Origin of the sequence: Dyella agri, from assembly GCF_044904705.1 — a bacterium.
GTDB classification, from domain to species: domain Bacteria; phylum Pseudomonadota; class Gammaproteobacteria; order Xanthomonadales; family Rhodanobacteraceae; genus Rhodanobacter_A; species Rhodanobacter_A agri.
The window spans coordinates 506,907-524,384 of sequence record NZ_JADIKL010000002.1 but is presented as its reverse complement, the minus strand read 5'-3'; the positions used below and the strand labels follow the sequence as shown (position 1 = coordinate 524,384).

Annotated in this window: 14 protein-coding genes; 10 read left to right on the top strand and 4 right to left on the bottom strand. The window is 66.3% G+C overall.

Annotated elements, in window-relative coordinates; genetic code table 11:
* Positions 1-283: 283 nt before the first annotated feature.
* From phnN to phnF, 3 genes are read right to left on the bottom strand one after another with little or no spacing between them, the layout of a single operon-like run.
* The gene (phnN, locus tag ISP14_RS04830) at positions 284-871 is read right to left on the bottom strand and encodes a phosphonate metabolism protein/1,5-bisphosphokinase (PRPP-forming) PhnN (protein WP_404536726.1); all 588 of its coding nucleotides are present in this window, start codon (positions 869-871) and stop codon (positions 284-286) included.
* Positions 868-1,524: a DUF1045 domain-containing protein gene (locus ISP14_RS04825; RefSeq protein ID WP_404536724.1), complete on the bottom strand. Its 657-nt coding sequence runs from the start codon at positions 1,522-1,524 to the stop codon at positions 868-870. Before ISP14_RS04825 ends, phnN begins: the two co-directional genes overlap by 4 nt.
* Positions 1,524-2,255, bottom strand: coding sequence for a phosphonate metabolism transcriptional regulator PhnF (gene phnF, locus ISP14_RS04820; protein WP_404536722.1), 732 nt, complete (start codon positions 2,253-2,255; stop codon positions 1,524-1,526). Before phnF ends, ISP14_RS04825 begins: the two co-directional genes overlap by 1 nt.
* A 135-nt stretch (positions 2,256-2,390) precedes the next feature.
* Between phnF and phnG the strand changes: the two genes are divergently transcribed.
* The 9 genes from phnG to ISP14_RS04775 all read left to right on the top strand — a co-directional run bounded on the left by phnG (position 2,391) and on the right by ISP14_RS04775 (position 13,139).
* Positions 2,391-2,837 carry a phosphonate C-P lyase system protein PhnG gene (gene phnG / locus ISP14_RS04815; RefSeq protein WP_404536720.1) on the top strand — a complete coding sequence of 149 codons (447 nt, stop codon included), beginning with the start codon at positions 2,391-2,393 and terminating at the stop codon, positions 2,835-2,837.
* Positions 2,834-3,415, top strand: a complete 582-nt coding sequence (gene phnH / locus ISP14_RS04810; protein WP_404536718.1) for a phosphonate C-P lyase system protein PhnH — start codon at positions 2,834-2,836, stop codon at positions 3,413-3,415. Before phnG ends, phnH begins: the two co-directional genes overlap by 4 nt.
* Positions 3,416-4,522: a carbon-phosphorus lyase complex subunit PhnI gene (locus ISP14_RS04805; protein WP_404536716.1), complete on the top strand. Its 1,107-nt coding sequence runs from the start codon at positions 3,416-3,418 to the stop codon at positions 4,520-4,522.
* Positions 4,519-5,367: an alpha-D-ribose 1-methylphosphonate 5-phosphate C-P-lyase PhnJ gene (locus ISP14_RS04800; RefSeq protein ID WP_404536714.1), complete on the top strand. Its 849-nt coding sequence runs from the start codon at positions 4,519-4,521 to the stop codon at positions 5,365-5,367. The genes ISP14_RS04805 and ISP14_RS04800 overlap by 4 nt, the downstream gene beginning before the upstream one ends.
* A complete protein-coding gene (phnK, locus tag ISP14_RS04795) occupies positions 5,364-6,134 on the top strand; it encodes a phosphonate C-P lyase system protein PhnK (RefSeq protein WP_404536712.1) in 771 nt (256 codons plus the stop codon). Before ISP14_RS04800 ends, phnK begins: the two co-directional genes overlap by 4 nt.
* Positions 6,131-6,832 (top strand): phosphonate C-P lyase system protein PhnL, encoded by a 702-nt coding sequence (gene phnL / locus ISP14_RS04790; RefSeq protein WP_404536710.1) that lies wholly within the window; start codon positions 6,131-6,133, stop codon positions 6,830-6,832. Before phnK ends, phnL begins: the two co-directional genes overlap by 4 nt.
* Positions 6,833-6,872: 40 nt before the next feature.
* Positions 6,873-8,015, top strand: coding sequence for an alpha-D-ribose 1-methylphosphonate 5-triphosphate diphosphatase (locus ISP14_RS04785; RefSeq protein ID WP_404536708.1), 1,143 nt, complete (start codon positions 6,873-6,875; stop codon positions 8,013-8,015).
* A 386-nt stretch (positions 8,016-8,401) separates the two neighbouring features.
* Complete coding sequence (locus ISP14_RS04780) at positions 8,402-11,041, top strand: TonB-dependent receptor (protein ID WP_404536706.1); 2,640 nt, start codon at positions 8,402-8,404, stop codon at positions 11,039-11,041.
* 82 nt (positions 11,042-11,123) lie between these two features.
* Positions 11,124-13,139 (top strand): tetratricopeptide repeat-containing sulfotransferase family protein, encoded by a 2,016-nt coding sequence (locus ISP14_RS04775; protein ID WP_404536704.1) that lies wholly within the window; start codon positions 11,124-11,126, stop codon positions 13,137-13,139.
* Positions 13,140-13,208: 69 nt separating this feature from the next.
* On the opposite strand, the gene ISP14_RS04770 is transcribed toward ISP14_RS04775, so the two are convergent.
* Positions 13,209-14,501: a DUF5690 family protein gene (locus ISP14_RS04770; RefSeq protein ID WP_404536702.1), complete on the bottom strand. Its 1,293-nt coding sequence runs from the start codon at positions 14,499-14,501 to the stop codon at positions 13,209-13,211.
* A gap of 530 nt (positions 14,502-15,031) precedes the next feature.
* Between ISP14_RS04770 and ISP14_RS04765 the strand changes: the two genes are divergently transcribed.
* Complete coding sequence (locus ISP14_RS04765; RefSeq protein ID WP_404536700.1) at positions 15,032-17,446, top strand: alkaline phosphatase family protein; 2,415 nt, start codon at positions 15,032-15,034, stop codon at positions 17,444-17,446.
* The last annotated feature ends 32 nt before the right edge of the window (positions 17,447-17,478 follow it).

The following is a 17,478-nucleotide window of genomic DNA, read 5'->3' as shown; positions in this document are numbered from 1 at the left end:
AACCGGGAATCCGGAAAGGACCCGCCGCGACGTGCACCTTTTCGGCAAACGGCCGGCGATCGGCACAGGGGCCGCTGGCGCATCGGCCTGATGATCGCGTCCAGTCCTCAGGCGCAACGACCCGCCGAGTCCATGCCCGGTCGGCCCGAACGGTTGCCCTCGCATGGCCGTCAGACGGTGGCGCGTGGCGCAACGCCTGCCTGGCTGGCAGGTCAAGCCACGCGCTGCCGCATGGCGGCCATGCGAGGGCAACGCGAGCTACGCGGAGACATTGAACAGGCTCTTACAGTGCCAACCGGGACGCGGGGGCCTCTTGCTGCCCGTCCCAGGCGCCGGATCGAATCGCCTGCAGCAGACTCGAGCCGGCTTCCGCCAGGCAACCGTCGTTGTGGATGACGATGCTGCCCGGCGGTGCCGGATAAGTGCCCAGGCGCGCGATGCGCGCGGCGATCTCCGTCTCCGATTCGCGTCCGCGGGCGGCCAGGCGTGTGGCGATCACCTCCGGGCTGGCCGTGACCAGCACGGGCCGCAAGGCGGGGAACCGCTCGCAGGCCGACGCGAATGCGCCGCGCGATCCATTCACCAGCACATCGGCGCCATGCGCCAGCCAATGCACGACCTCGCCGCCGATGCCGTAGTGCAGGCCATGCGCTTCCCAGGTCAAGGCAAACAGGCCGCGTTGTTTCCGCGAGTGGAATTCCGCCTCGCTCAACGCGACGTGGTTTTCGCCGCCGGCATGCGCGGGCCGTGTGATGTAGCGATGCGCGCACAACACGCCATGCGACACGCCGTGCTCACGCACCCACGCCAACACGCTGTCCTTGCCCACACCGGATGGACCCATCACGTAATACAGGCAGCCTTCGCTCATGCCGGCCTCCCCGCGCCAAGCGCGAAGCGCTCGACCTGTTCGAAAGCCTGGCCGGGTTCGCTCTCGCGACAGACGGTGAGCGCGTCGATGCCAGCGACGGAACCGCCCGCCTGGCCGCGCGCAAACCATTCGCGTATCGCCTGCTCTTCGCTCTCGTCGGCCGGTGCGGCGACCGTCATGTGGAAGCGGTAGCGATCCAGCACGTAGGGATAGCCGAACTGGCGGGACAGCGCGAGCTCCTCCGCGTCGAGATGCGACGCGCGACGTTGCCAGGCCGCGTCGGTGTTCGATGCGCGCAGCGGGTTGAGGCGGCGCACGCAGCGTTCGGCCAAGGCTTCGACGGCTTGCGCGTCGACGGATGGACGCAGCGCGAGGAAACCGGCGAGGCGATCCAGATGCAAGGGCAGTTCGATGCCGCCGGCATGTTGCGCGATATCGGCCACCTCCCTGCGCAGGTCGTCGTAGCTGGCCGTCGCGGCCAGCGCGAACGGCGCGCACAGCGTGGCATGCCAGCCGTAGCGACGCACGTTGGCGGTCAAGGCGTGCAGGCGTCCGGGCGCCATGCCCGGCACCTGCCCGGCGGACAACCACGCCCGCCCGAGGGCATCCAGCGCGCTCCCTGCGGCCGGGCAGAAATACACGGCATAGCGCATCAGTGGCCCGCCATCAGCACGAGTTGCACCCAATCGCCGGAAAAGCGCGTGATGCCATATTGCACCGGCACGCCGCGCGTATCGGCGTTGATCGACTGCACGTAAAGCAGCGGACGGTTCGCCGGCTGCTTCATCAGGCGCGCAGTGTTGGCGTCCGGCAGGCGCGCGGAGACGCGCGTGTGCTTGCGTTCGTAGTCGGCCACACCGAATTCGGCCAGCGTGCGCGTCACCGACCGCAGCCGGCGGTACACGGCGGGAAAATCGGGAAAGCGCGCGGCGGGAAAGTAGGCGGTGCTGTAGTCGACGACATGGCCGTCGGCGCGGTCCAGCGTTTCGATGCGGTAGACGTATTCGTGGCGATCCAGGCCCAATGCCTGGGCGACCTTCGGCGGCGCGATCTCGCGCGCATCTTCCAGGAACTCCAAGTCGGCTTCGACATTGAGATTGCGCATGTTCTGCGTGAAGCGCGTGCGGCGACTGATGACGTAATCCATCGTCTGTTCCTGCACGAAGGTACCGCGCCCCTGCTCGGTGCGGACCAGATTGCGCCCTTCCAACGCGGCGATGGCGCGGCGCACGGTATGGCGGTTGACGTCGAAACGCGCGGCCAGCTCCTGCGCGGAAGGCAGTTGCTCGCCCTGGCGCGGCTGCCCCTTGAGTATCTCCGACGCGAGGATGCCGCTGATCTGGCTCCACAGCGCGACGCCGCGTCCCCGCTCTATTTCGCTCATACCACGTCCTCAACCTGTCTATTCATCGTCATGGCAGCGGCACGCTGGGCTGCTGCAATGGGCCACGTGGAGCACCCCCGGGGCGCTCCTGCCTGTCTAGATAACTAGACATTTGTGACAAGCCTAGGAACACCCATGGACACCTCCCCCCACTTGGCGCGCGCACACTGGATGTCGCTGCTGGCGCAAGCCGACCCCGCCGAACTGGCGCAGGCGATGGACGCCTTCGCGCCGCCGGCCGACACCACCTGGCTGCGCCCGGCGCAGACGGGCCTGTACATGTTGCGCGGCCGGGTCGGCGGCACCGGCCCGCAGTTCAACTTCGGCGAGATCAGCGTCACCCGCTGCAGCGTGCAAGCCGGCGGCCACATCGGCCACGCCTGGGTACGCGGCAGCAATACGCGCCATGCGGAGCTGGCCGCGCTGGCCGACGCGATGCTGCAGGACGCCGACCAGCGCGCGCAGCTGAACCTGCAGGTGGTCGAACCGCTGCGCCACGCGATAGACCGTCGCCGCGACGAGACCAGCCGCAAGGCCGCAGCCAGCAAGGTGGACTTCTTCACCGTGGTGCGGGGCGAATGATGCTGGCCGCCTTTGCCCATCCCGTTTTCGACAGCCAGCGCACGTTCCGCGAGCTGCTGCAGGCGATGGCACGCCCTGCCGTGCCGCGCGAACTGCCCGTGCTGCCGCCCTCCCCTGCGCCGATTGCGCCGGCCGCGATGGCGATCGTGCTGACCTTGTGCGATGCGACGACCTCCGTATGGTTGCAGCAAGCCGAGGAAGAAGCGGTTCGCCACGTACGCTTCCACGCCGGCCTGAAACTGGCGGAACAGCCGCGGCACGCGGACTTCGCACTGATCACCGATCCCGTGTCGATGCCGCCGCTGGACGCATTTGCTCTGGGCGATCCGCGTTACCCGGATCGCTCGGCGAGCCTGGTCATCCAGGTCGCCGCGATCCGCGCCGGAGATAGCGGGCACCGTTTCTCCGGCCCCGGCATCCGCGATACCGCCACCGTCGCCATCGACGAACTACCCGCCGACTTCTGGCAGCAGCGTACCGCGCTCGCCGCGCAGCTGCCGCTGGGTATCGATCTCTATCTCGTCGCCGGGCAGCAGGTGCTTGCCTTGCCGCGCACGACCCGCCTGCTGGAGGGCTGAATGTACGTAGCCGTGAAGGGCGGCGAGCAAGCGATCGCTCGTTCGCTGGAACTGTTGGCCGAAGCGCGGCGCGGCGACGCCGCCGTGCCGGAACTGGAACTTGCGCAGATCCGCGAGCAGTTGCGCCTGGGCGTGGCGCGCGTGATGCAGGAAGGCTCGCTGTACGACGAAGACCTCGCGGCGCTGGCCATCCGCCAGGCGGCGGGCGACATGCTGGAGGCGATTTTCCTGCTGCGCGCGTATCGCACCACCTTGCCGCGCTTCGGTTACACGCTGCCGCTGGATACGACAGCAATGCGCGTGCGCCGACGCGTGTCGGGCACGTTCAAGGACGTCCCGGGCGGCCAGGTACTTGGCCCCACCTACGACTATACGCAGCGCCTACTGGAATTCGACACGACGCCCGTCGCGAGCGTGACGCCCGCCGACGTGCCGCTGCCGCCGGACATGCCCCGCGTGCTCGACCTGCTGGATGCGGAAGCGTTGATCGAACGCATCGGACCCGGCAGCGATCCGGAGCCGGTCGACCTGACCCGCGAGCCGCTGGTTTTTCCGGCCGATCGCGCGACACGCCTGCAGAACCTGTCGCGCGGCGACGAAGGCTTTCTGTTGGGCATGGCGTATTCCACGCAGCGCGGTTACGCCGAAAGCCATCCGTTCGCCGGCGAGATCCGCATGGGCGAAGTGGACGTGCGGGTCTGCCCGGAAGAGCTGGGCTTTGCGATCGAGATCGGCTCGATCGTGCTGACGGAATGCCAGATGATCAACCAGTTCCACGGCGGCAACGGCGTACCGCCGCAATTCACCCGCGGCTATGGCTTGTGCATGGGCGAAGGCGAGCGCAAGGCGATGTCGATGGCGCTGGTCGACCGCGCGCTGCGCTGCGACGAATTGGCCGAGCCCAACTATGCCCCCGCGCAGAACCAGGAATTCGTGCTGTCGCATTCGGACAGCGTGGAAGCATCCGGCTTCGTGCAGCATTTGAAGCTGCCGCACTACGTGGACTTCCAGGCCGAACTGTCCTTGCTGCGCACGCTGGCGGCGCAGCATGCGGGTGCGCGCGACGAACAACCGCAAGATGTTGTGGCGGAGGGCGTCTCCGCATGACGACGAAACCGTTTGCCTACAACTTCGCCTTCCTCGACGAAGACACCAAGCGCATGTTGCGCCGCGCCTTGCTGAAGGCGGTGGCGATTCCCGGCTACCAGGTGCCGTTCGGCAGCCGCGAAATGCCCTTGCCGTATGGCTGGGGCACCGGCGGCATCCAGGTCACCGCCGCCCTGCTTGGACCCGACGACGTATTGAAAGTGATCGACCAGGGTGCGGACGACACCACCAATGCCGTGAATATCCGGCGCTTTTTCAGCCGTGTCGCCGGCGTGGCCACCACGGAACACACCGCCGACGCCACGCTGATCCAGACCCGCCACCGCATTCCTGAAACATCGCTGCGCGAGGATCAGATCCTTGTGTTCCAGGTACCGGAACCCGAGCCGCTGCGCACGCTGGAGCCGCGCGAAGCCGAAACGCGCACCTTGCACGCCCTTGCGGATTACGGATTGATGCACGTGAAGTTGTACGAGGACATTGCCCAATACGGCCACATCGCCACCAGCTACGACTATCCGGTGCTGGTCGACGGGCGTTTCCTCACCTCGCCGTCGCCGATTCCGAAATTCGACAATCCCAAGCTCGACCGCTCGCCCGCCCTGATGCTGTTTGGCGCCGGCCGCGAGAAGCGCCTTTACGCGATACCGCCTTACACGCGCGTGGAAAGCCTGGCCTTCGACGACCATCCGTTCGAGATCCAGCGCTGGGAGCACCGATGCGAGTTGTGCGGCTCCGGCGAAAGCTACCTGGATGAAGTGGTGGTGGACGATAGCGGCACGCGCATGTTCGTGTGCTCGGACACCGATTTCTGCAGCGACCGCCGCCAGGAGGCGCAAGCATGAGCGCGCTGTTGCAGGTACGCGCACTGAGCCGCCACTACGGGGCGCGCATCGGCTGCGAGGACGTGAGCTTCGAGCTCCATCCCGGTGAACTGCTGTGCGTCGTCGGCGAATCGGGCTCGGGCAAATCGACCCTGCTCAATACGGTGGCCGCGCAACTGGCGCCGACTTCCGGCTCGGTGCGGTATCGCCAGCGCAATGGCAGCTGGCTGCAACTCGACGCATTGAGCGAAGCCGATCGACGCCGGCTGGCGCGCGAGGAGTGGGGCTTCGTCACGCAGAACCCGCGCGACGGCCTGCGCCTCAACGTCAGTGCCGGCGCCAATGTCGCCGAGCGCCTGATGGCCCTGGGCATGCGCAACTACGCCCAGCTGCGCCATATCGCGCGCGGCTGGCTCGAGCGCGTCGAGATCGATCCCGCGCGCATCGACGACGCACCGACCAGTTTCTCCGGCGGCATGCAGCAGCGCCTGCAGATCGCGCGGACGCTGGTGACGCAACCGCGCCTGGTGTTCATGGACGAGCCGACGGCCGGACTGGATGTCTCGGTGCAGGCACGCATCCTCGACCTGTTGCGCAGGCTGGTGAACGAACTTGGCCTGGCGGCCGTGATGGTGACGCACGACCTGGCCGTGGCGCGCCTGCTCGCCGCCCGCACCATCGTGATGCAAGGAGGGCGCGTGGTCGAAACGGGTCTCACCGACCAGATACTCGACGACCCGCAGCACCCGTATACGCAACTGCTCGTTTCCTCGGTGCTGACGACATGACCGCTCCCTTGATGCTCGAATTGCGCGACCTCAGCAAGTCGTTTGAACTCCACCACCAGCATGGCGCACGCCTCGACGTGCTGCGCGGACTCGACCTGCGCCTGCACGCGGGCGAATGCGTGGTGTTGTCCGGCCCGTCCGGCGCGGGCAAGAGCACGCTCCTGCGCGTGATCTACGCCAACTACCACCCGACCCGCGGCACGGTGAACGTGCGCCACGACGGCCGCCTGGTCGATCTGGCCACGGCGGCGCCGCACGAGGTGCTGGACGTCCGGCGGCGTACGCTCGCCTACGTCAGCCAGTTCCTGCGGGTGATTCCGCGCGTGCCGGCGCTAGATATCGTGGCCGAACCGTTGCTGCAGATGGGAGCGGACGAGCAGGAGGCACGCCAGCGCGCCGGCGACCTGCTGCGCCGGCTGAATGTGCCGGAGCGTCTGTGGTCGCTGCCGCCCGGCACGTTCTCCGGCGGCGAACAGCAACGCGTGAACATCGCGCGCGGCCTGATCGTGCCGCGCCCGATCCTGCTGCTGGACGAACCCACGGCGTCGCTGGATGCCGGAAACCGCGACGTCGTGGCACAGCTTCTGGCCGAAGCGCGCGCCGCGGGTTCGGCGGTGCTCGGCATCTTCCACGACGAAGACATGCGCGATCGCGTCGCCACACGCCTGTTTCCGATGCACGCGCTCGAAGCCGCCTGATTCCCCTGTTTGAACCCTTGCACCCCTCGCCGAGACCACCATGAAAGATTTAGCTCTCACCAACGCGCGCATCGTGACCGACGATGGCGTCGTTCACGGCACCCTTATCGCACGCAACGGCGTGATCCGGCTGGTGGACGAGGGCTCGACCCAGGCGCCGAACGCCATCGATTGCGACGGCGACTATGTCATTCCCGGCCTGATCGAGCTGCACACCGACAACCTGGAAAAGCACCTGATGCCGCGCGCCGGCGTACTGTGGCCGTCGATTCCGGCGGTGCTGACGCATGACGCGCAGGTGGTCGCCGCCGGCATCACCACCGTGTTCGACGCGCTCTCGGTCGGCGACGTGGAAGAAGAAAGCGTGCGCATCGACACCTTGCGCAGCACCTACGATGCGATTCTCGAAGGCCAGGCCAGCGGCGCCCTGCGTGCCGACCACTGGATCCACCTGCGCTGCGAGCTGGCCTACCCCCGCCTGATCGAGACGCTCGAACCCTTGATGGATCACGGCAGCGTGCGGCTGGTCTCGCTGATGGACCACACACCCGGCCAACGCCAGTACCGCGATATCGAGCAATACCGCAAGTACTACAGCAAGAACCGCATGACCTGGACGGAAGACGAATTCGCCGAAGTGGTGAAGCGCCGCACCGAGCAGCAGGCCATATACAGCGCCCGGCACGAAAGCGCGGTATTGGCGATGGTCCAGGGCCGCCATACGGTGCTGGCCAGCCACGACGATACCGACGCCCAGCAGGTGGACCACGCCCGCCGTATCGGCGTGACCATCTCGGAATTCCCCACCACGCAGGAAGCGGCCGATGCCGCGCATGCGCACGGGCTGACGACGGTGATGGGCGCGCCAAACGTCGTGCGCGGCGGTTCGCACTCGGGCAATGTCGCGGCACTCGAGCTGGCGCGCACGGATCGCCTGGACATGCTGTCGTCGGACTACGTTCCCGCAAGCTTGCTGCACGGCGCTTTCATCCTGCATACGCAGGCCGGCTGGTCGATGCCCAAGGCGATGGCGACCGTGAGCCGCAATCCGGCGAAGGCGCTCGGGTTCGGCGACCGCGGATCGCTGAAGGCGGGAATGCGCGCCGACGTAGTGCGCATGCGCGACGTCGACGGCCTGCCGATCGTGCGCAATGTCTGGGTGAACGGAAAGCAGGCATTCTGACAAAGCCCACCACCCGGGCCCACATCCTTTCATCGCGTCATCGACACCCCGCCGGCATACCGGCGGGAGCAGGCGGGCACGTTCGTCTGCTTCCCGGACGTTTCAATCGCCCGACCCGGGCGAAGGTCGTGCGATGCCTTGCGCATGCCGCCGGCCGTCCGCCCGCTTGTCCATGCATCGCAAGTCCGTGCGTGCATCGCTGCATGCCGCGTCGCTGCGCCCGCTTTCCATGCAGGTTCCGAGATCGGCAAGCGCATAGACAGCCAACGAACTTGGCTAGACCACGTCATAAGCATTTCATCGCCGATCCCTAGCCTTTTCGGCGCTGCAACATCAGGCCTTGATGCCGGCATTGCCCGGCGACCACAACTTTTGGGGATAGCGTCTTGAAGATCAATTCAATCACCTGCGCGGTGCTGGCTGCGCTCGCGATGAGTCGCATGTGCTACGCGAACGACACCACGCCGCCCGCGCCGGCCACGCAGCCTGCTGCAGCCACCCAGCCGGCGAAGCCGGACAGCGCCGATACCTCCCGCGCGGCCACGCTCGGCACCGTCACGGTAACCGCGCAGCACACGGCGGAAGACATGCAGGACGTGCCGATCACGCTGCAGGCGTTCACCGGCATCACCTTGCAGCAGTTGCACATCGCGTCGTTCAACGACCTGATCAAGTACCTGCCGAACGTGACCTTCGCCGCCAACGGCCCGGGTCAGGGCAACATCTACATGCGCGGCCTGAGCACCGGCTTCCTGGGCAACCAGTCCAGCGCATCCATCGCGCCGTTCCCGAACGTGGCCGTCTACCTGGACGACCAGTCGATGCAGTTCCCCGCGCGCAACCTCGACATCTACATGGCCGACATGGAGCGTGTGGAGGTGCTGGAAGGCCCGCAGGGCACGCTGTTCGGCGGCGGCGCGGAAGCCGGTGCCGTGCGCTACATCACCAACAAGCCGAACCTCGATCGCGTCGGCGGCAGCGTGGAAGCCAGCATGGGCATCACCGCCGGCGGCGGTCCGAACAACGCCGCCAACGCGGTGCTGAACCTGCCGATCGTCCCTGGCACGTTCGCGCTGCGCGGCGTGATCTACAACGACCACCAGGGCGGCTACATCGACAACGTGCCGAGCACGTTCACCCGCCAGCCTACCGATGGCGGCGGTGCGATGGCGCCCTACGTCGCTGCCGGCGGCACGCCGGTCGCCAACAACTTCAGCGTGGCGCAGAACAACTGGAATCCGGTCGATTACCAGGGCGGCCGCCTGTCCGCGCTGTGGAAGATCAACGACAACTGGAACTTCCTGATCGCCGAGAGCTACCAGAACCTGGATGCCAGCGGCCAGTCCTCCACCTACCCGGTCGGCGCCGACGGCCAGAAGCTCGGCACCAACCAGATCACCTCGTTCGTGCCGGGCTGGAACAACGACCATTACAGCAACACCGCGTGGACGCTGAACGGGCAGATCGGCGACCTGTCGCTGGTGTATTCAGGCGGCTACACCAACCGCCGCATCAGCGAGCAGCAGGACTACACCAACTACTCGCGCAGCGCCGGCGGCATGTACTACAACTGCACCGGCACGTCGGCCGGCCTGTCCAGCGCCGGCAAGCCGATCTGCTATTCGCCGATCGGTTACTGGAACGATCACGTCCGCAGCACGCACCAGAGCCACGAGCTGCGCCTCAACACGCCGGAGGACTATCGCTTCCGCGTGATCGGCGGCCTGTACTACGAAGATTTCAACATCAACGACCACATGGACTTCGACTACAAGACCATCCCGTCCTGTACGCCGACGAACCTCGCCAGCGCGATGGCCGGCGGTTATCCGTGCGTGGCCAACGCGATGTCGTCGCCGGGCGTCATGCTCCCCGACAACACCGCCTTCGGTGAAGTGGAGCGGCGCGGCTACAGGCAGGAGGCGGCCTTCGGTTCGATGTCGTACGACATCATTCCCGACGTGCTGACGGCGACTGCCGGCACGCGCTACTACCACTACTCCGAATGGCAGAGCGGCACGGAGTTCTACACCACCACCGCCCAGGTGAACGTGCCCAACGGCACCTATGTGGGCAACGACACGGTAATGAACTACAGCAAGACGTACCACGGCTTCAAGAGCCGCGCGAACCTGACCTGGCACATCACGCCGGACATGATGCTGTACTACACCTTCTCGCAGGGCTTCCGCCCCGGCGGCTTCAACCGCACCACCTCCGGCGTGGCCAAACTCGACGGCGTGGCGCAGTACAAGAAGCCGATCAGCTATGCGCCCGACACGCTCACCAACAACGAAATCGGCTTCAAGACCACCTTCTTCGACGACCGCCTGATGTTCAACGGCTCGGCGTACGACATGCGGTGGAACAACGTGCAGATGCAGTTCTTCAACCCGCTGGTGCTGGGCAACACCACCTTCGCGGTGAACGGGCCGAACTACAAGGTGGACGGCATCGAGCTGCAGTTCCAGGCGCGCGTCACCGATGGACTGACTATCATGGGCGCCGGATCGCTCAACCACGCCAAGCAGACCAACTCGCCGTGCCTCTACAACAACATCGCTGGCTCGGCCAACTTCAACAAGTGCATCGTGGAAACCGGGGCCGTCGGCGCGGAGACTTCGTTCGCCAACCCGTTCGGCGAGATCGGCAGCGTGCCGGCCTTCTCGCCCCGTTCGCAGTACAACATGCGTGCGCGCTACGACTGGACGTTCAGCGGCGACTACAAGGCGTTCGCGCAGATCGGCTTCAACCGCACCGGCTCGATGTACAACCAGCCGGCCACCTATCCGAGCGGCGAGGGCGTGACCAACATCACCACGGTGGAGCTGCGCTATCTGCAAAGCGGCTACACCACCGTCGACGCCTCCGTGGGTGTGTCCAAGGACAACTGGAACGTGTCGCTGTACGGCACCAACCTGAACAACAGCCACGCCAGCGTGTTCACGTCTTCGGCCGAGTTCATCGAGTCGCAAGTGCCGATTCGTCCGCGCGTGATCGGCTTGAAGGCAGGCTTCAAATTCTGATCGGTCTGTCTCACGGACAGGCGCACCTGGAAAGGGGCGGGCGAACAGCCCGCCCCCGTTCTTTTTTTACGACTTTGCATCCATGAACGCCACCGCAGCCGAACCTATTCCTTCGTCGCTGGAACGCGATATCGAACGCATCCGCCAGCTGCATAACGAAGGCCAGCATGCGCAGGCCTTGCAAGCAGCGCAGGCGCTGCTGACCGAAGTGCCGGAGCAGCACGAGGTGCTTTACCTGATCGCCCGCAATCAGCGTTACCTGGGACAGATCGATGCGGCCTTGCAGACGCTGGCGCAATTGGAGCGGCAGCATCCCCGATACAGCCGCCTGCACGAGGAGCGCGGCCACTGCTACGTGGTGATGCGCGATGCGCCGCGCGCCATCGACGCGCTGCTGCAGGCGGTGAACATCAATCCGGCCCTGCCTTCGAGCTGGAACCTGCTCGAAGGCCTTTACCGCATGACCGGCGATGCCACCAACGCCGCGACCGCCGCGGCACACGTGGCTACGCTCAAGCGCCTGGCCCCCGATGTGGTGCGCGCGACCAGCCATTTCTCGGACGGCGAGCTCGATGCCGCCGAACGCATTATCCGCGCCTATCTGCTCAAGGCCGGCAACGATGTGGAAGGCATGCGCTTGCTCGCCCGCATCGGCTTGGCGCGCGACGTACTCGACGATGCCGAGCTGCTGCTCGACGCCGTGCTGAAGATCGCCCCGGATTACCGTGCGGCCCGCTACGACTACGCCTGCGTCCTGTTCGAGCGACACCTGTACCAACGCGCCTGCGAGGAAATCGAGCAACTGCTGGCGGTCGAGCCTGCACATCCGGATTACCGCACGCTGTACGCCAGCGCGAGCGTCGGCCTGGGCGAACACGACCGCGCCATCGCGCTCTACCGGGGGCTGCTGCAGGAAGCGCCGGGCGCGGCCGACCTGCATCTGTCGCTGGCCCATGCCCTGAAAACGCAGGGCCAGCAAACCGAGGCCATCGAGGCGTACCGCGCCGCGACGGCGGCGCGCCCCAGCTTCGGCGACGCCTACTGGAGCCTGGCCAACCTCAAGACCTACCGGTTCCCGGACGGCGACATCGCGCGCATGCGCGCCGAGGAAGCCGCACCGGCCACGCCGCTGGTCGACCGCTACCACCTGTGCTTTGCGCTGGGCAAGGCGCTGGAAGATCAGGGCGACTACGATCAGTCGTGGCACTACTACGCGCAAGGCAACGCGCTCAAGCGCTCCGAAAGCCGTTATCGCCCGGAGATCATCGAGACCAACACGCGCCAGCAGATCGACGTGTGCACGCGCGAATTCCTGGCCGCACACGCCGGTCTCGGCGACCCCAGCGCGGAGCCCATCTTCATCGTCGGCCTGCCGCGCGCAGGCTCCACGCTGATCGAGCAGATTCTCGCATCGCATTCGCAGGTCGAGGGCACGCAGGAGCTGGCCGATATCCCGCGCATCGTGCTCGACCTGCAGGGGCGCGACCCCGATCTCGACGACCCGCGTTACCCTGGCGTACTGGCCGACATGCAGTCCGGGGACTTCCGCCGGCTGGGCGAGAAATACCTGCGCGACACGCGCATCTATCGCAGCGGCAAGCCCTTCTTCATCGACAAGATGCCGAACAATTTCCGGCATCTCGGGCTGATTCACCTGATGCTGCCGAACGCGAAGATCATCGACGCGCGACGCGAACCGATGGCTTGCTGCTTCAGCAACCTCAAGCAGCTGTTCGCCACCGGCCAGGAGTTCACCTACAGCGTCGAGGACATCGCGCGCTACTACCGCAGCTACCTCGAGCTGATGCGGCACTGGGACGAGGCACTGCCCGGCCGCGTGCTGCGCGTGCATCACGAAGACGTGGTCGACGACCTGGAAGGCAGCGTGCGCCGCATCCTCGATTTCTGCGGACTCCCGTTCGAACCGGCCTGCCTGGAATTTCACAAGACCGCGCGCAGCGTGCGCACCGCCAGCTCGGAGCAGGTGCGTCGCCCCATTTTCCGCGACGGCATCGACCAGTGGACGAACTACGCCCGCCAGCTCGCGCCGCTCAGACAGATGCTCGGCGACGCGCTGCTGCGTTATCGCACACCATGATCCTTATACCGGCCATCGCTGGCGATGGCCGGCCCGGCTACGCTGCGCGCCGCCTGAATCCGCGGCGCTTCAAGCCGCGACCGGCACCGCGACCGGCGCTTTCGCACGCCGCGCCTTCTCGTGGAAGTAGAGCGCGGATATCAGGGTGATCAGCATGCCGATGCCCGACAGCGTCATCACCGTGTCGGCGTAGAACGACGCCCACGAAAGCCGCATGCCGCCGAACTCCTTCACCAGGATCACCAGCACGCTTCCCATGTACCCGCTGCTGTCGGCGATATACATCATGAAGCCCACGTTGCCGGTGACGCGGAACGTCGCCATCATGCGTTCGAAGAAAGTGGCGTTGTACGGCACATAAGCCAGGTAGAGCCCAAAGCCGCTGAAGCCGATCCAGCTCAACGGATCGATCATCCCGTGGCTATGCAGCCAGGTCGAGAAAACAGCCACTGCGAAGCCGCCGAAGATCAGCACGTGGTTGAGCATCAGCGCCTTGAGGTTGTCGCGCACCGCCATGGTGAAGGCGGTGATGATCAGCACGGCAATGGCGATCGGCACCTCCGTCTCGGTGAATACCGAGGCATCGCCGCCGCGGCCGAGGTCGGCCCAGATTTCCGCCGCGAAGTTGTCGCGGAAATCGCGCGTCACCGTCAGCGCCACGTAGGCCATCACGATCATCGCGATGCCGGGCAGGAAGCGCGCGACAAACGCGCGCCGCGCCGCCGCATCCATGGGCACGCGCACGCTGCGCGCCGCAATGTCGGCGGCATCGGGGGCCGGCAGATGTTCGAGCACCCATGTGGCCAGGCACAGCGGCGCGACGAACAAGGCGCCGGTGGCGAACGGCATCCAGAATTCGCTGACGTGCCAGCTCGCCATCAGCCAGGTACCCACCGACTTCACCACGCCCGAGCCGACAATGAAGCTGGCGCACATGCACGCGCCGATCATCTCCGTGCCGCGGCGCCCTTCCAGATAACCGAAGATCACGCCCCACACCATGCCCAGCGGCAAGCCGTTGAGAAAGAGAAAGGGAATATTCCACGGCGCCGGAACGAGCGCGAATCCGAGCAGGGCGACCCACGAAAAGCCGATCAGCCCCGCCAGCGTGCGTGCACGGCGCTGGCGCTGGATTTCCGCGATCCAGGTAATGCCGCGCACCTTGCTGAGCATGTAGCCCATGACCTGCGCGATCACCAGCCACACTTTGTAATCCACGCCGGCGACATGCATGCCTTCGAACGTGGCGGCCGTGAACGGTTTGCGGAAGGCGTACATCGACGCATACGCCAGGAACGCGGCGCTGCCCGCCAGCACGTTGATCGCCATGGGATGCCGGCGAATACCCGATAAGAACGACACGCGAGCCACCCGTAACCAGCCGATCCGGCAATGACGGAAGGGTGACCGGCCCAGGTTACAGTGCGGTGGCGGCGGATAGCCGTCCGGACGGCTTGGTCTAAGCCGCGATTTCTTGCAAGGCGCGGCCATGGATGGGACTTGGGGCGCATCGTGCCTCGGAGTCGGCTCTGTATCTCTGCGCGGCCCGCGATGCGCGACATGCCGCCGTCATATCGCCGCAAGTGGAATTTCACAAAGCCTGACCAGCATGGCGGCCTTTCGCGACCATGCATGCTCCGATCCGAACGGCGACAACCGGGGACTGCCTCGTCAGGTATTCTTCGACGCCATCGCGCGCCTCCGGCAACTGCCCGGCAACCCGGCGCCATCCGCACGATGGCCGCCTTGCAGCCGGGACAGTCCGCGACAGAGCGTGATTGGGGAGCTTCAAGTCACGTCCGGATGCGAGCACGCACGACCGCGTCCACCCGAGCATCCGCCGCCGGCGCCGTGCCGTGCGACGGACGTCCATTTGCCTGCCGAGATCGCCCATGAAGCGCTGCCTGTTGCCACTAGCCCTCCTGCTTTCGCTGACCGCCTGCCATCAGGAAACCACCCAGAACCACGTCACTCTCAGTGGCGTAGTCGGTGGTGCCGTCCCGGTGGCCGGCGTGCCCGTCGAGGCTACCGATCGCGCGGGGCGGCATGTGGTATCCGGCGTGACGGATGGGCAAGGCCGCTACGCGCTCGCGCTCGACGGCGACGGCCCCTTCGTGCTGACCGCACCGTTCAACGACGAGGACGGCACCCCGGCCACGCTGTCAGCGGTATTCGTTCCCGTGCCGAGCCGGGCGCAGTTGGTGGTGAATCTCAATCCGGTCAGCACGCTGCTGGCCCAGCGCGCACTTGGCGAGACGCTTGCGGACGCGCCAGATGCGACGCAGATGGCCGGTGTCACCCCCGAACGCATTGCCGGAGCGGAAAGGGATGTCGCCGCGGCGCTCGCCCCGCTCTATGTCGCGTTCCATGTGTCGGCCGCGCAGGTGACGCATGCGTCAGGCGGAACGGAGGCGTACCGCGTGGACAGCCGCACGCCCCTGGGCCAGCTGTTCTCCGTCGTCCATTTCAATCTGCACAAGGGCGAGGTCGCTGTGGGCAGCGACGCCGCTCGTGTCGTCGTCTCCCTGCCCGCGCGCGGCCCGCTTTCCCCGGCCGTGCCGGCGAGCGCCGCCGCATCGGCGCTGGCGCTGGCGAACGGACCGAGTATCACGCCGATCCAGCACGTGATCGTGGTGATCGGCGAGAACCAGACTTTCGACGGGTTGTTCGGCGGCTACGCGCCAACGGCGGGACAGTCGGTAAACAACCTGTTGTCCCAGGGCATCATCAACGCCGATGGCACGCCCGGGCCGAACTTCGCGCTGGCGGCGCAGAGCAAAGGCGCGCCATCCAGGCTCTACACGATCCAGCCCGAGCGCGCCGGCCGCTACGCCACGCTGCCGCAGCCGGAACAGATCGGCGAAATGAACCCGGTCACCTTCGAGAACGCCGGCGGTGTGCCGGACAAGCGCTTCCCGGCGGATCTGCCGAACGGACCGTTCCAGATCACCCGCTACGTGCCGTACCGCAACGCAGGCAGTGACGCGCTGGCGAGCGCGGTACGCACCGGCGATCCGGTGCACCGCTTCTTCCAGATGTGGCAGCAGACCGGCGGCGACAACCACAAGCTGGACATGTTCGTCTGGGTGGCCGACAACACCGGACAAGGCGGCGACACCCCGGGCGTGAGCCCGGCCAATCCGGCCCAGGGCGGCGAGCTGATGGGCTTCATGAACATGTCTGCCGGCGACGCGCCGCTGTTCCGCTCGCTGGCGCAGGACTACGCGCTGAGCGACAACTACCACCAGTCCATCATGGGCGGTACCGGCGACAACTTCTTCACCATCGCCACGGCCGACATGCCCTCCTTCAACAAGGACGGCAAGCTGGCGGCGCCGCCGGCCAGCCAGGTCGAGAATCCCGACCCGATGCCGGGCACGGCGAACTTCTTTAGCCGCGATGGCTACCAGGGCGGCTCGTACGTGAACTGCTCGGATCCGAAGCAGCCGGGCGTGGCAGCCATCCTCGCCTTCCTCGGCGAGCGGCACATCCCGAGCAAGTGTGCGCCGGGCGCCTACTACCTGATGAACAACTACAACCCCGGCTACGACATGGACGGCCGTCCGCAGCCGATCGGCCCGAACAACTACAACTACCCGCCGCAGAGCGTGCCGACCATCGCCGAGACGCTGGCAAAGCACGGCGTGAGCTGGAAGTGGTACACCGGTGCGCGCGATGCGGCGGACGTCGCCGACGAAGCGGCGACGCTGCACATGTCGGCGGCGAAGGCGCAGATGCTCCAGTACAACAACATCGGCGATCCGCTGGTGGCGTCCGCGAAAGTGATGGGCGATCCGGCGCTGAAGTCCGGCCTCGCCGGCCTCGCCACTTTGTATGGCGACCTGGCGCACCACACGTTGCCAGCAGTGTCCTTCGTGGTGCCGAAGAATTTCGACAGCGGCCACCCCGGTTACTCGGCGCCGGCCAGCTACGAGGCCTTCCTCAAGGACTTGCTGGCCCGGGTGCAGGCCGATCCGGCGCTGTGGGCGCATACCGCGATCCTGGTCACCACCGACGAGGGCGGCGGCCATTTCGATACCGGCTACATCCAGACACTGGACTTCTTCGGCGACGGCCCGCGCATCGCGATGCTGGCGGTCTCGCCGTATGCGCGCAAAGGCGTGGTCGACCACGCATACGGCGATCACGCATCGATACTGAAATTCATCGAGCGCAACTGGCGGCTGCCGCCGCTGTCGCCGCGCAGCCGCGACAACCTGCCGGACCCGGTGACCGTGGCCGGCAAACCGTACCGGCCAATCAACGGACCCGCTGTGGGCGATCTGATGTCGATGTTCCATTTCTGACGACAAGATTCCCGGCAGCTCATTGCCGGGTA